This window comes from Sorangium sp. So ce693 (assembly GCF_051521375.1).
GTDB lineage: Bacteria > Myxococcota_A > Polyangia > Polyangiales > Polyangiaceae > Sorangium > Sorangium atrum.
This window is the reverse complement of the sequence record NZ_CP150347.1, coordinates 4,688,154-4,702,893: the sequence shown is the minus strand read 5'-3', so window position 1 is coordinate 4,702,893 and position 14,740 is coordinate 4,688,154. Positions and strand designations below refer to the sequence as shown.

General features: G+C 71.3%; 9 protein-coding genes. 5 read left to right on the top strand and 4 right to left on the bottom strand.

Features of this window, described 5'->3' with window-relative positions:
* A complete protein-coding gene (locus tag WMF14_RS17750; RefSeq protein ID WP_437802397.1) occupies window positions 1-1,089 on the bottom strand; it encodes a PEGA domain-containing protein in 1,089 nt (362 codons plus the stop codon).
* A 76-nt stretch (window positions 1,090-1,165) separates the two neighbouring features.
* Complete coding sequence (locus tag WMF14_RS17745; RefSeq protein ID WP_437802395.1) at window positions 1,166-3,277, bottom strand: hypothetical protein; 2,112 nt, start codon at window positions 3,275-3,277, stop codon at window positions 1,166-1,168.
* A gap of 64 nt (window positions 3,278-3,341) precedes the next feature.
* On the opposite strand from WMF14_RS17745, the gene WMF14_RS17740 reads away from it, so the two are divergent.
* From WMF14_RS17740 to WMF14_RS17730, 3 genes are all read left to right on the top strand, one after another.
* Entirely contained in the window at window positions 3,342-3,794 is a 453-nt protein-coding gene (locus WMF14_RS17740; RefSeq protein WP_437802393.1) for a hypothetical protein, read from the top strand.
* 67 nt (window positions 3,795-3,861) lie between these two features.
* The gene (locus WMF14_RS17735; RefSeq protein WP_437802391.1) at window positions 3,862-5,433 is read left to right on the top strand and encodes a hypothetical protein; all 1,572 of its coding nucleotides are present in this window, start codon (window positions 3,862-3,864) and stop codon (window positions 5,431-5,433) included.
* 255 nt (window positions 5,434-5,688) lie between these two features.
* Window positions 5,689-7,401, top strand: coding sequence for a glycoside hydrolase family 43 protein (locus WMF14_RS17730; RefSeq protein ID WP_437802389.1), 1,713 nt, complete (start codon window positions 5,689-5,691; stop codon window positions 7,399-7,401).
* 47 nt (window positions 7,402-7,448) lie between these two features.
* Here the strand turns inward: WMF14_RS17730 and WMF14_RS17725 are convergent, their stop codons facing one another.
* Window positions 7,449-8,369: a hypothetical protein gene (locus tag WMF14_RS17725; protein ID WP_437802387.1), complete on the bottom strand. Its 921-nt coding sequence runs from the start codon at window positions 8,367-8,369 to the stop codon at window positions 7,449-7,451.
* A gap of 207 nt (window positions 8,370-8,576) precedes the next feature.
* Here WMF14_RS17725 and WMF14_RS17720 point away from each other — a divergent pair, with 207 nt between their 5' ends.
* Together WMF14_RS17720 and WMF14_RS17715 are read left to right on the top strand one after the other, a co-directional pair.
* Entirely contained in the window at window positions 8,577-8,876 is a 300-nt protein-coding gene (locus WMF14_RS17720; protein ID WP_437802386.1) for a hypothetical protein, read from the top strand.
* 237 nt (window positions 8,877-9,113) lie between these two features.
* The gene (locus WMF14_RS17715; RefSeq protein WP_437802384.1) at window positions 9,114-9,671 is read left to right on the top strand and encodes a hypothetical protein; all 558 of its coding nucleotides are present in this window, start codon (window positions 9,114-9,116) and stop codon (window positions 9,669-9,671) included.
* 758 nt (window positions 9,672-10,429) lie between these two features.
* Here WMF14_RS17715 and WMF14_RS17710 read toward each other — a convergent pair.
* On the bottom strand, window positions 10,430-14,719 hold the full coding sequence (locus WMF14_RS17710; RefSeq protein WP_437802382.1) for an RHS repeat-associated core domain-containing protein: 4,290 nt from the start codon (window positions 14,717-14,719) through the stop codon (window positions 10,430-10,432).
* Window positions 14,720-14,740 lie beyond the last annotated feature (21 nt).

Sequence of the window (14,740 nt, the reverse complement as noted above, 5' to 3'; positions counted from 1 at the left end):
TCAGAAGCTGCCGGCGACGCTGAGCCCCGCGAGGTCGGCGCCAGGCGCCTGCGGCAGGACCTCCGCGCGGCGGACGCCCGCGCGGGCGCGCCGCGCGGCCGCAGCGGCGGCTGCGCGGGCGCTCGCGTCCGGCGCGGCCGCGCTGCCGCTCATCACGAGCAGGGTGATCCCCGCGGCGACGCCGACGACACCGAGCCCGATCGCCGCCTCGGCGACGCCCGTGTAGAGCCGGCCTCGATCGGCGACGGGCCTGGCGGAAGGAGGGCAGCTCCTGTCGCCGCCGCACAGCGCGTCGAGATCGCTCAGCGTGCCTGCGCGCAGGCCGAGGAAGACCCCACCCACGGCGCCGCTCGCGATCCCGGCGCCGAGCACCGCGAGGCCCGGCGCCTTCGACGGACGCGTCGCCGGCAGGCCCTCCAGCGCGGCCCTCGGCGGCACCTCCGCGGGCGCGCCTCCCGGTGACGCGGTCGCGGGCGGCAGCGCCGCCGGCGGATCGGCGATCGCGATCTCCACGGTCTTCGCGTCCCGCTCCTCGAGCGTGACGGTCTCCCGCGCCGCCTCGCGATCGCCGACCCGGGCCGAGATGACGTGGGGCCCTGGATCGACCGGGATGTCGGCGCTCATCTCCGAGGCGCCGAGCGCGGCGCCGTCGAGCAGGATCGTGGCGGTGAGCGCCCCCGCGCCCCGGTGGATCGCGAGCCTCGGGATGCGCGCCTCGAGGTCCTCGATCCGCGCGCCGACGTTCGCGCTCACGTCGTTCGCCCGGGGGTCCCCGTCGGCCGCGGCCGCGGCGATGCGGTAGTTGCCGAGCGCCGAGACGAGCTTGCCGAGCCGCGCCTCGCACTCCGCGATGTTGAACAGCACCTGCGGCGTCCGCCGCACGCCCGCCACCGCCTGGAACTTCACGAGCGCCGCGGCGCAGTGGTTCGCCGCGCTGAGCGCGACCCCCTCCTGGAAGAGCGCCCGTGCTTCCGCGAGCTCCTCCTTGGACTGGGCCCTCGCCGGGGGCGCCGCGCTCAGCGCGGCGCCGAGCGCCGAGGCCGAGATGACCAGCCGCCAGCTGCTCCTCCGAAGTCCGCGTCGCTCCATGCATCCCCCCTGGCGGGCACCGCGCCCCTCTTCGCGCTCGGCTCGGCTCGCGTGCGTCCGCGCGCCGACGCGCCGTTTACCCTACGCGCCGGCGGGGCCGCGTCCAGCGGCCCGGGGCGCCGGAAGCGCGCGCCGCGATCGGCCGCCAGGCCTGGATCGCCTCCTCCTGCGCCACCACGAAGTCGTGCGGATCGAAGCGCACGAAGTGCCCGGTGCGGATGATCAGCTCGCGCTGGAGCAGCCGGCGCTCGCCCGGGGTGACCCGCCCCGTGTCCAGCTCGTCGAGCACGACGTCGGGTGTGTAGGGGCGCCCGCGGCGGTAGCGCGCGCTCATGTCCCAGCCCTGGCAGCGCTCGCGCCAGAAGGCCCGCCAGCGCGCGGCGTCCACCGTGGGCTGCTCCTCCATCTCCGGCGCCGGCGCCTCGGGCAGGTCGTTGGGATCGCTGACCAGCTGCGCGAGCTTGAGCTCGCGAGGCTCGCCCACGTCGGGCTCGGGCGGATCGGCGACGAAGATCTCCTCGTCCGCCACCGCGACCTCGTCCCACATCCCCGCGCCGGTGATCCGCTCCAGCGCGTAGGCCGCGGCGAGCTTCACGTCCCCGTCGACGTCGCGCTCGAGCACGTCGATGAGCAGCGGCACCGCGGCGGCCGCGCCGGCCCAGCCAAGCGCGAAGAACAGGCCGCGGCGCGGCGCCTCGGCGGCGCGCGAGGCGAGGAGCCGCGCGTCGGCGTCGTCGCCCGCGAGCGCGAGCAGGAGCGCCGCGGCGTCGGCGCCGTCGGCCTCGTCCAGCGCGCCGCGCAGCGCGAGCGGGGCGTGCGGGTGATCCGAGAGCGCCATGGCCGTCCAGGCGGCCTCGCGGAGCGCCGGGTCCGGCGCCGCGGTCGACGCGAGCGCCCGCTGGATCAGCTCGGGCAAGCGGGCGCCCGGCGTGCAGCCGAGGTGGTGGAGCGCGCACGCCGCCACGGGGGCCGCGTCGTCCGACGCCGCCGCGACGAGCTCGTCCTCTGTCGCGAAGCCGCGGTAGGCCAGGACGTCGATCGCCATCGCGCGGACCAGCGGCTCGGGCTCGCGGAGCAGGCTGCGGAGCGCGAGCGGCAGGAGCTCGTGCGGGACGAGCTTCAAGGCAGCGCCCAGCGCGTCGATGAACGCCCTGTCCTTGCCGCTCCGGAGCAGCGCGAGCTCGGCCGCGGCGAGCGCGTCGCGGCCGGCGAAGCAGCCGAGCACCATCGCGCTCGCGAACGCGACGCTCGCGTCCTTCACGGGCGCGTCGGCCACGAGCCGCGGCACGTGCTCGAGCGCCGGCGCCCCGATCGCCGCGATCACGTCGATGGCCGCGAGCATGCGCCGCTCGAGGACCAGCGCCCCGCGGAAGGGGTCGCCGAGCAGCGGCGCCCGCTGCATGCCGACCATCGCGACCTCCTCGAAGGACTCGCGGGCGCGGGCGCGGAGGAAGGCGAGATCGTCGATTGCGTCGCCGATCTCCGGCGCGAAGCCCGGCGGCGCGGGGCGCGGAGCTCTCTCCTCCGGGCCCGCCGCGGGCAGCCGCGCCTCCGCCGCCGCGGGCAGCGCGCCGGGCGCGGGCGCCTGCTGCTTCAGCGCCTCGACGGCCGCCTTGAGCTCCTCGAACGTCCGCGGCGGCGGGATCGGCGGCGGCGGCTTCGCGACGAGCTCGGCCGGGGGCGGCTCCGGGACCTTGATGAGCGGCGCGAGCGACGCCCGCTGGACCGCGTGCAACCGCGGCCGGTCGCGGCTCGCGAGGATCGGCGGCAGGTCGAGCGGCGGCGCCGGCGGCACGAGGGCGAGCCGCGCCGCCGCTTGCTCGAGCCAGCCGCGCGCGCTCCGGAGCAGCTCGTCCACCGCGGCGAAGCCGGCGTCGAGCCCGATCGCCTGCCCGATCTGAGCGGCGATGTCGTCGGTCTCCGCCAGGGCGGCGCGCACGGCGCCGAGGGGTTCGGCGCGGCCGTCGAAGGCGTCGTAGATCGCGCCGAGGGCACGCTCCAGGGCGCGCGCGGGCCCGGTCAGGTCGGTCACGGGTTCGACGTCGTGCTCGAGCGACAGCGCCGCGCGGCGGAGCGCGGCGTGCGCGTTCTCGAGCTTGTCGTGGGCGAGCACGTCCGTGCCGGCGGGCGCGGAGGGCTGCCCCTCCTGACCGCCGGGCGCGACGAAGGGCAGGTATGAGAAGGACACGCGCCATGAATACACCTGCGCGAAGGAGGCCCCAAGACGCGCGCTGAGGTAGCCTGGCCGGACGATGAAGGAACCTCCGCAGAGCGCGCAGGGCGTCGACGACGTCGAGGCGTACGCGACGCTGGCCGCCCGGCTCGCGGACCCGAGCGCCGACCGCGCGGCGCTCCTCGCGGCGCACGGGCTCGACGAGGCCGGCTGGGAGGCGCTCGACGACGCCTGGCAGGCGCGGCTCTCCGAGGCGGACGACGACGACGGCGAGGAGGCGGGCGTGCCGCCGCTCGTCGTCGCTTTCGCCGAGACGTTCGCCAGGGTCCAGCGCGCCCGAGCGAAGGGCGATCTGTCGTTCGAGCGTTTCCTCGAAGCGGCTCGCGCGATGAAGCGCGGCACCGACATGGCGACGTTGCTGAGCCGCCTGGATCTGACGCTCGAGGACTACCTGAGCGCGCAGCAGCGATGGACAGCGGCGATGCTCGAGGACGACGCGCTCTTGGCGCGGTTTCAGCGGGCGATGAGGTAACCGGGACGGCCGCGAGGCGACGTCGGCCGGGCCGCCGCGGCGCGCCGGCCGGCGGTGATGAGGGGGTATGTTCGTGGACATGGTGGAGCGCGACGAGGAGGTCCGATCGATCCGGCTCGAGGAGCTCGCCGCCGTGGCCGGGGCCCTCGAGGCGGGCCTGCCGCGCGACGAGGTGCTCGCCGAAGCGGGGCTCTCGGCCGCCGCGTGGGAGGCGGCGCGGGAGCGGTGGATGTCCAGGCTCGCCGCGCAGGCCGCGCGCGGGCAGCTGCGATCGAGCCGCCGGTACCTGGAGCTCGTCGCCGCGCAGAAGCGCCGCGCCGAGGAGAAGGCGCGGGGCGCGCCCAGGAAGCTGGAAGGGCCGATGCCGGTGGCGCCTGCTGCGCGCATCGCCCCGCTGCAGGGGGCGCCTCGGGATGGGGCGACGCCGCCGCCCGCCGCGGGCGTGAGCGACGAGGGGGCTGCGCGATCTCCCTGGGCCAGGCGGAATGCCGCCGCGCCGCTGCCCGGGGTCGTGCAGCCTTCGCCGTTGCCGCCGGCCGTGCCTTCGCCGTTGCCGCCGGTCATGCCTTCGCCGTTGCCGCCGGCCGTGCCTTCGCCGTTGCCGCCGGTCATGCCTTCGCCGTCGCTGCTGCCGGCGGTGCCGTCGCCGCTGCCCATGCCGAGCCTGGAGCGGCCATCGACGGCGCCGCGAGCCCGCATGACGCTCCTCGGCACGACGCCTTTCCCGGGCCGGGATGCGCTGCCGTTCCGTCAAGACGTGTCGAGCGCGCCCGCGGTCGAGGGCACGACTGCATCACCGGCAGAGAGCCCGGAGATGGAGAGGACGGCCATCGGCACGGTCGGCGCGCTGGGGGCCGACAGAGCCTTGCCCTTTTCAGGCACGGCCCCGTTGCCTCCGCTCGATGCCGCTCTGCCCTTCTCGCGACCGGCCCCTGTGCCTGCAGCTGACAACGCCTTGCCCTTCTCGCGACAGGCCCCCGTGCCTCCGGCCGACAACGCCTTGCCCTTCTCGCGCCCGGCCTCCTCGCCGCCGGCCGCCAATCCCCTGCCCTTCTCGCAAACGGCCCCTGTGCCTCCGGCCGACAACGCCTTGCCCTTCTCGCGCCCGGCCTCCTCGCCGCCGGCCGCCAATCCCCTGCCCTTCTCTCGCCCGGCCTCCCCGCCGCCGGCCGCCAATCCCCTGCCGTTCTCGCGAGCGACCCCCTCGCCGGCCGCCGACAACGCCCTGCCGTTCGCTCGTCCGGGCCAATCCCCCGCGCCATCGCGGCCCGCCAGGGGGGATATCGCTCCGCAACCGCCCCAGATCCCGACGGGGAGCTGGGCCCTGCCCTTCCTTCAGCCAAGCGCCGCCGAGCCGTCCGCGAGCCCCGCGCCCGCGGAGCCCGCCGCGCAAGCGCACGCCGGCATGGAGGACGACGAGACGATGCGCCGCGTGGAGCGCATCTCCCTCGCGCGGTACGCGCGCCTGTGCGCCGACCTGCGCGACCATCCGAATCACATCCCGCAGATCCAGAGCCACTATGGGTTGACCCCGCAGAGCTGGGTCGCGCTGCACAGGATCTGGCATGAGCGCCTCGAGGCCGATCCGGCGCTCAAGGCGCAGTGGCAGGCGCTCATCGACCAGAGCGCGACGAGCTGAGGACACCCGCGCTCGAGTCGGGCGCCGCTCAGCGCCGGCGTCGAGAGGTGCCGAGGCTCACCGCGCGCCGGATTTTGATTGACACCGGCCATGTGAACGTTCACATTTGACCCCCAGGGATATCCTTTCGCTTCGCCCTGGAAGCCTGCGCTCGGGACCTCGCCTGTACCAGTTCGGGGGCGAAGCGCCGCCCGAGCGGCCATGATCAAGGGCTCTGGACCAACAGGTAAGGTGAACATGCGTCGCTCACGTACATTGGCGAGAACGGCTTGTTGCGGGTTCGCGCTCACCACGGTCGGGCTCGTCGCGAGCCCCTCCGCGCTGGCCGATTACCCCATCGCCTCGCACCGCTACCTCGCCGACCCGGCCTCGCTGGTGCACGACGGGCGCGTCTATCTCTACGCCTCGAACGACGACGACAACGTCAAGGCGGACGGCTCGGACGACGGCTACAAGATGGCCTCGTTCGTGGCCATCTCGAGCAGCGACCTGAAGAACTGGACCGACCACGGGGAAGTGATCCGCGTGCCCCGCGACGCCTCCTGGGCGGCCAACACGTGGGCCCCCTCGCTCGTGGAGCGCAACGGCAACATCTACATGTACTTCGCCAACAACGGATCAGGTATCGGCGTCGCCAAGAGCGACAGCCCGACCGGACCGTTCAGAGACGCGAAGGGCAGCGCCCTGATCACCTCGAGCACCCCCGGCGCCTCGGGCCAGAACATCTGGCTCTTCGATCCGGGGGTCTTCATCGATGACGACGGCCAGGCGTACCTCTACTTCGGCGGCAACGGCGAGCAGAACGCGCGCGTCATCAAGCTGAACAACGACATGGTGAGCGTCTCGGGCTCGGCCTCCACGATCACGGTCCCGTACTTCTTCGAGGCCTCGTGGATGCACAAGCGGAACGGCGTTTACTATCTGTCGTACTCGACGAACCCCGCGAACGGCATGCGGATCGACTACCTCACGAGCTCGAGCCCCACCTCCGGCTTCACTCACCGCGGCACGGTGGGGCCCCAGCCGCCGAAGAACAACAACAACAACAACCACGCGGCAATCTTCGAGTTCGGCGGCTCCTGGTACCACGCCTACCACAATCGCTCCGTCGCCAACGACGCCGGCGAGCCCCCGGGCTATCGCCGGAACCTCGGGATCGAGTCGTTCACCTACAAGGAAGACGGCTCGATCGTGCCGGTGACCTACACGACGGACGGGCTCAAGCAGCTCGCGAACCTCGACCCCTACGCGCGCGTCGAAGCCGAGACCTTCAACGCGCAGAGCGGTATCGAGACCGAGCGCTGCGAGGAGGGCGGGATGGACCTCTCGTTGATCAACAACGGAGACTGGGTGCGCCTCCGCGGGGTCGACTTCGGCGAAGGGGCGGAGAGCTTCAGCGCGCGCGTCGCGAGCGGCGCGCAGGGGGGCAGCATCGAGCTCCGCCTGGATGCGCGCGACGGCAAGCTCGTGGGCACCTGCGCGGTCGGGGCGACGGGGGGCTGGCAGAAGTGGAGCGACGTGTCGTGTGCGGTCGACGGCGCCGCAGGCGTGCACGATCTCTATCTCGTCTTCACCGGCGGCGGGTCGAACCTCTTCAACATGAACTTCTGGCAGTTCTCGCCCGTCGGGGGCGAGGGCGCCGGCGGGGGTGGCACGGGGGGAAGCACGAGCGGCGGCGGCGACGGCAGCGTCAGCGCCAGCAGCGGCGGTGGCGCCGGCTCCGGCTCCGGAGGAGCGCCCTCGACGGGCACGGTTACGGGTGGAGGGTCCCCCAGCTCAACGTCAGCCGCCCAGGCGTCGTCGGGGGGCACCTCCGGCGAGGAGTCGGGCGAGCCGGCTGGTTGTAGCTGCCGCTCGGCGAGCCGCGCGCCGTCCGGGGGTGCCCTCGCGCTGACAGCGCTGCTCGCGGCGTCCCTGGGGCTCCGGCAGCGCGGCCGGAGGGGGCGTCGTCCGGGAGTGACAAGCTGAATCGGTAACCCAGGCGGCGATGGCCACATCGCCGCGGACGCGCGGGGTCAGCCCTCTTCGGGTCCGGGCCCGATCTCCGAAAACCAGTCATCGAGCTCGGCGAGCGTCCTGGCCCAGGCCACGAGCGCGGCTTCACCTCCCAGACGCAGGAGGAGCGTGTCCAGGCACGCGCCGTTGTCATAACGTCGATCGTACGTGAAGAGAGGCGTGATCTCGGCGATCGTCGGGCGCCACGCCTCGGGTGAGGCTCGCTCTCGCCACACGTCGCACAGGCTCTCTTCTGACATCCAGGGGAACATGCTGCAGAGCGTGTCGTCCGACTCCTCGGGGAGCTCGCGGAGCACCTCCTTCACCGTGTCGGCGACGGCGGGGGACAACCTCTCCCTCGCTTCCGGGGAGAGCGACGGAAACACGGCCGCCCACGCGGACAGCCTGTTCGAGGCGCGGGCAGCGCCGCGCACGAGCTCCGCGAAGCGAGCCGCGTCCTCCTCGCCCTTCAACGCCTTCCCTACCATCTCGAGCATTCCAGACGCTTCCTCGTCTTCCAGATCCGGACGCACGAGGCGCTCCACGTCGGAAAACGAGCCCAGAGCGAGCGCGATCTCCAGCTCGGCCTGATGCCGGTCGTCGTCCCCCTCCATCGCGGCGCAAAAGCTGGCCGCGAGGTCCCTGTCGCCGAGCGCCACTGCACGGAGGGAGAGCGCCGCGAGCGCATCGTCAATCTGAGAGCCCATGCATGGCAACACCTTCTGGTGAATGTAGCGGAGCTCCTCCAGCGTCGCCGATTCCGCCCAGTTCTCGATGGCGCGGTCCTCGCCGCGAAAGGCCTCTGGCGGTACCGAGAAGAACATGCGTGCCAGCTCCGCTCGGACGTCCGCCGTGACGAAGGAGACGAGCTCGGAGGCGACGTAGTTGCGGTCGGAGACGTCCGTCCGCTCCTTCACCTCCGCGAGGGGAGCATCCTGCACCTCGGCCGCGAGCCACGGAGGCAGCCGCGCGCAGCGGAGCGGCCCCAGCGCATCCGCGGATCCTCGCGATTCGCCTTGCCAGCGGCGGACGAGCGCTCGGGCCTGCTCGGGAGGACACCGGTTCCATTCACTCTCGGGAACATGAAAGAGAAAGCGCTGCGCCATGAGCGGAAACCGTTCAGAGGACAGCAACCATCCCATGGCTCGTTGAACGATCGCGCTCGCTCCCGCCGAGGTCCCCAGGAGCCGCTCCGTCAAGACTTCAAGGCGATCTCCGAGCTCCGGCAAGGCCGAGATCTGCGCGTCCACGTCTTCGAGTCGCTCGGCGCGGCGCTCTTCGGGGTAGAGCGGCGCCAGCAGGGCAGCCCAGAACGCACGGCGCTCTGGACGGAGCCCGGCAAGGCGCCTGGCCGCCAGCAGCAGGACCTCCTCCCGCGCGGGGGACCGCAGCCGCTCGGCGATCCGCCGGAGCGCACCGATCACGAGCGCTTTCACGACACGACGTGATTTCAGCCCGTCCAATACGAAGCGCCTGCGGTCTAGCTCGTATGCCGGCGGGGTCTCGGTCGCGCCGGCGGCCTCGATCCCTCCGACGGCGCGGTCTGCTTCGTGCAGCAAGGGCGTTGGCCATGCCACATCCGCCTCGGACACGGCGGGCCGGACCGCCCGCCAGAGCCGTAGCCTATCTTTCTCGCTCAGCGGCTTGGCGAGCTCGATACCTGCGTCCGGCCGAAAGATCCCCTCGTGGATGGCACCGGCGACCACGTCCGGGAGCGCATGCACGAGCAAACTGATGATCTGCTCGAAGATCGTTCGCAACCGCAACGCCTGCACCATACGACGGCCACGCAAGGCTTCCGACGTCGCTTCGCCGAACGCCGCGTGGCTTCGCCGCCACGCGGCGACGACGAGCGCACGAAAGCCGAACGCACCGCCATCCAAGGGTTCCCAGGCGGCGCGCATCGGCTCGGCGATCACGCGATCGAGCTCTTCCACCGTGGCGTCGTGTCGCAAGAAGTGCATTGCCCCGTATCGAATGAGGTATTCCGATCGAGCGACAGGGGCGATGCTCCCTTCGGAGCAGCTATCGAGAGTCGCCCGAACATGTGCGGTCAAGAGCGCCCGCCCACGGGCGTCGCCCAGGTTGCTCAAGCGCCGCGCGAGCTCTTTCCCGAGAGCTCGATGAAGGAACGCGGCGCCATGCGTTGTAGGACAGAGCCACGGTTCGAGTTTCCGCAACGTGGCAGACACCCGGGTCTCGGCCCGATCGCCGCCCACGATCTGGACCAGCTCTGCCTCTGAGATCGGCCCGCTGGCAGCGCTCAAGACACACACGGTATCGGCGTCGACGTCACCGGGCAACACCGTGGCGGAGCGCTCCGGCGGCATCGCCAGGACGACATCCGACCAGCCATTCAACCAATGAAGGGCCTCACCCCGTCGGGCGGCCGTGACACCGGGGTCGTTGTCCGCAGACACCCACACCCGGACGTTCCCGGGCAGCCCAGCTGACCATCCGATGCGCGACCACACGGCCGGATCGTCGTTCTCGTGGACGCCGTCGAGGACGAGCAGCAACGGCATGTCGGGGTTCTCGTCACCGTCGAGGATCGGTCGGATGTCATCTGCCACGCGCGGAGCGAGCGCGCGCTCGGACGCCTTCCTGGAAGTCAATGCTCCGAGCCGCGCGTGCAGCGCGGCGACCCATATCGAGGGATCCGCCATGCCGCCGTGGACCGAGATCGGGATGAACACCACACGGGCCAGCCCTCGCCGCGTGAGATGAAGACAGAACGCGCCTAGCAAAGAGCTCGCGCCAGAGCGCACAGAAGCCCTGATCAAGGCCCGCCCGCCTGTGGGGAAGTTCGCCCAGAGCGCTTCCAGCGCTGACCACGGGCGCTGCTCCGCCGACGCGGCAGGACGCGGCTCGCCGTGAAGCCAGGCCGCCACCGCCGGAGAGGCCAGAAGGGCCCGCGTGGCCTGCCAGACCCCGTCCGGCGCGCGCTCCAGCCCGCCGAGCAAGCCCGAAATCGCAGCTTCTTCGCCGAGGTCTGCCATCTCTACTTCCTGGTCGGGTCGGTGTTGTCGTCCTCGGGCGGCACGAACTTCGGCTCCGGCGGCGGCGGCGGCTTGTCCGGTCGCCTGTAATTGCCTTGCTCGTCCTGGAATGCGTTCGGATCGCGCGAGTTCTTCTGCTGCGAGCCGTCCGGGTTCAGCTTGGGGACGACGTTGGTCGCGGATGGATTCTCCCGCGCCACGTTCTTCCCCGGATCATTCCTGTCCGGATCGTAGACGCCGTCGGTCTTGTGATCCCACTTCTTCCCATTGTACATGACGCCGCCCTTGGCGTCACCCGTGGTGAGCCCAGCTCTCTTCTTGGCCTCGTCGGACACATCCTTGTTCGGATCAGCATTGATATTCTCCGGATGGATGCCCAGCTCGCGGAAGACCTGCGCGCAGAACGGGCAAGGCTTCTCCGAGGAATTCTTGGGTTTCCCCTTCTTCGAGTGCGCCTCGATCTTCGCGCCGCGACGGTATTCCTCGCGCAGCTCGTTCCGGACTCGGGCGTTCCGCTCGGCCTCGGACATCTTCGCCCACTTCTCGCAATCCTTGCCGTTCGCATCCTTGCCAAGGCGCTGCCGGATGTCCTTGGCCTGCTGGTTCAGCCCGTCGATCTCGGCGCACCTGCCCGCCTTGCTGGACGCGTTCGGCTTGACCTTGCCGTCGGCATCCAGGTTTCGAGGATCGCTGTCGGGCTTGTTGGGGTCCTTGAATTTCTCGCGGGAGTTCGATACCGCGTCCCTCAGCGCCGGGTCGAGGTCGTCGTCGCTCTGGACGGTCGAGCTCTTCCCCTGGATGTCCGGCAGCGGATTGCCGTTCGCGTCCTTCCGCCCCGTGGTGGTCGAGAACATCAACCCCGTGGGGTCCACCATCTTCGTGGGCCGATTCCCTGCATAGGAGAACCCGTTCTGCCCGCCGAGCAGCCCGACTGGGTCGACGCTGATGTACCGTCCTACCGCAGGATCGTAGTAGCGATAACGGTTGTACGCGAGGCCGGTCTCGTCATCGTAGTACTGCCCGAGGAACCGCAGCGGCGTCTCCGTGCGCGCGCCTTCCCGCGGGCGCGCGGCGCCCCACACCGTGCGGTCGAGCTCGCAGGCGACATTCCCGGCGGCGTCGAGCAGGCGTTCCGGTCTGCCGACAGGGTCGTTCAGGTAATAGTACCACTCGGCCGACACCGCGTCGCCTTCGCCGCTCCTGGCGTCCTTCTGCGCCCACGGCGCCGACGTCTCCTCGTCGGTGCAATACGTCCTCTCCTGGGTGACGCGATCGCCCTCCGGGCCCCATTCGCGTTTGATCTCATGAACGAGCGTGTCCCCGTCCCAGATGAACCGCGTCGTGGACAGCGTGGCCATGCGCCCGCCTTCGCCTCGCCTGACCACGCGCTTCTCGAGGCGTCGGGCAAAGGGATCGTAGACATGCTCGATCCGGACGCCATCGGGGCGCACCACCGCGCTCAGGAGACCCGCGCCGTTCCATTCGTAGCTCGTCGTGGCCTCCTGACCGCTCGGAATGACCACGCGGCGCTTGATCAGCCTCCCGTCGCCGTCCCACACGTACGACACGGGGCCGCGCCGGAGAAGCACGTTGCCGCGCCCGTACTCGCGCTCCGGCGCGCCGGGGCCGAGCTCGCGCACGTTCCCCTCCGCGTCGTACCGGAAGCGCTCGCCCTGCCCGTGGACGTCGGTGCGCGCCAGCACCTGCCCGCGCGGATCGTGCTCCCATCGCTCGGCGCCCGAGCGATCGTCGTCGATCGCGGCCACATCGCCCTGCGGCGTGTAGTGAACCGATTGCCGGAGGGTGAGGTCATGGGGGAGCGCCCCGACCCAATCGGGCTGCCCCGCGGCCACCCGAGGGGCTGCGACCCCGCGAGACACGGTGCGCTGGACCATGCGGTCGAGCCCGTCATAGACGACATCCACACGCCCGCCGCCGGGCAGATAGCGAGCGGTCTCTCGCCCGAGCGCGTCGCGGACGACGCCGAGCGCCTCGTTGCCGTCGAGCGTCACCCGCAGCGCGCGGCCGGCGACGTCGCGCACCCAGGTCTGGTGGTGTCCGCGGGAGGTCTTTCGCTCGACGACATTGCCCATCAGGTCATGTTTCGTCTCGACCGAGAACGTCTCGCCGCCGCTCACCTGCCGCTCACACGTCACCCAGCCCAGGAGATTGCGCTCGAAAAAGATGTCGCCTGAGGGGCCGTGCGCCGCGATGATGTAATCCAGCTCGTCGTACTCGAACGTCTCGACGCCGCCGTCGGGGTACTGGTGCTCCACGACGCGACCGACGACATCGTACACGTACCCGGTCTTTTCGCCGAGTCCGTTCTCGAACTGCACGACACGCCCCATGGCGTCGTAACGATAGCGAAGGGTGCGGCCGTCGAAGGTGACCTCCTCCGAGACGAGCCTGGCGGCGTTCAGCCGGATGCGGTGCACCTCTCCGTGGCTGTTGTGCACCTCCACGAGGCGCCCCTCGCGGTTGTATCGATACTTGCTGATCCGCCCGTCGGGCTCTCGCGTCTCGACGATGCGGTTGTACCCCGCATAGCGGTGCGTGGTGGTGTGGCCGTTCGGGTGCCAGATCGACGTGCAGTTTCCGGACGGATCGTACTCGTAGCGCGTCACGCCGCCGTCCGGCGTTCGCTCGGATCGGAGGCGGCCGGCGTCGTCGTAGGCGTAGGTGACCATCGCCCCCGACGCATCGAGCATGCTCTGGCGGCGACCCCAGTAGTCGTACGTGTACTGCGTCACCGCGCCCGTGGGATCGGTCCGCTCGATGAGGTTCCCGTGATCGTCGTACCTGTACAGCGTCTGCCCGCCGTTCGGCGCGACGGTCCGCGTGGTGAGCCCGCGGCGATCGAAGTGCACCTCGAAGGTGGCGCCGATGGCGTCGCGCCACACGAGCCCGCCCGTGAGGCGCCCGGTCTCGATGACGCCCCCGGCAGGGTCGACCGCCCTCCGGATGTGCCCGTCGGCGTCCCGCTCGAACGTGGTCACACGGCCGAGAGCATCCGTGATCCGGAGCTCCCGCCCGCGGGCGTCCCGCTCCCAGCGGGTCGTCGCCCCCGTCGCGTCGGTGAACGACAGCAGGTTTCCCCACGCGTCGTACGTGCGGCTGAAGACGCCGGCGGCCGTGACCGCCTTGTCGACGCTCCCGAAGCCGTTTCCGAAGAAGCGCTCGACCGAGATCGAGTCGGCCGCCTCCACGTAGTTGTGAGGCCCGTACTCGAGCTTCGTGTGAAAGATGCCCTTGGCGGCCGTGATCCCGTCGGCGAGCACCGCCGGGACGTCGGCGGCGAGGCTCTCGTCCTCGCGCCCCGGGAACGCGCCCCAGGTCTCGACGCACCGCGCCTCCCCGTCATAGACGAAGTAGAAGCAAAGGCCCGTCGGGTGCTCCTGGCACGTCAGGAGATGGTCCGTATACGTGTACCTGGTCGCCGCGCCCATCGCGTCCTCGACGAGCACCAGGTCCCCCGCGTCGTCGTAACGATACCGCGCGAACGGGACCAGCTGGCCCCGATGCGCCGCGTTCTTCACCTCGAACGAGGCGATGCGCCCTTCCCTCGTGGAGCGGACCTCGACCCTGCGACCGACCGAGTCGACGATCTGCGCCAGGACACCTTCCTTGTAGAAGAACGAGATGCGGTTGTCGTGAGAGTCGGTCTCCGCCGACAGGAGATACCGGTCTTGCCAGGCGTGCTCGAAGACGAGCCACCGGCCGTCGCCCCGATCGAGCACGAAGCCTGTCTGGCCGCGGACGAGCAGCCACCCGGAAGGGCCCACCGCCGACTCGCCGACGCGCATGGGCGTGAAGTCGACGTACATGCCGTTCCCTGTCCAGAGCCTCGTCCGGCCGCGGTGCACCTCCACCTCCCACGCGTACGAGTGGTACCAGCCGCGCCCGAGCCCGACGTCGCGGTCGCGCGCGGCGCTCGTGTAGCTGCGGGTCAGCGTCAGCGGCAGCGGGCCCGGCAAGTGCACGTCGGTGACGGGGATCGTGAAGACACGCCCTGTCACGATGTCGACAGGGTCTCCCTTGGAGCCTTTGCCGCTCCCCTTCTTGCCATGATGGTTGGGGCACGCCCCGCCGTTCTGGCCGGAGCCGCAGGCGCCTTTGCCGCCCCCGGACGCGTCGTCGCCCCCGTTCTTGCCGTTCGCGCCTTGCTTGTCCTTGCCCGCGCCGCCTCCGCGGCCGCCGGCCCCGCCGCCGTCACCGCCGCCGCCGAGAACGAAGACTCCGGGGTTCATCCCCGGGATGGCCGGGATGTTGGGGACAGGTGCCGTTCGCATCGCTGTTTCGACGCTCCCTGA

Bases quoted from the DNA above. Each gene is read 5' to 3' on its own strand.
- WMF14_RS17750 (WP_437802397.1), bottom strand. From the start codon at position 1,089: ATGGAGCGACGCGGACTTCGGAGGAGCAGCTGGCGGCTGGTCATCTCG.
- WMF14_RS17740 (WP_437802393.1), top strand. From the start codon at position 3,342: ATGAAGGAACCTCCGCAGAGCGCGCAGGGCGTCGACGACGTCGAGGCG.
- WMF14_RS17735 (WP_437802391.1), top strand. From the start codon at position 3,862: ATGTTCGTGGACATGGTGGAGCGCGACGAGGAGGTCCGATCGATCCGG.
- WMF14_RS17710 (WP_437802382.1), bottom strand. From the start codon at position 14,719: ATGCGAACGGCACCTGTCCCCAACATCCCGGCCATCCCGGGGATGAAC.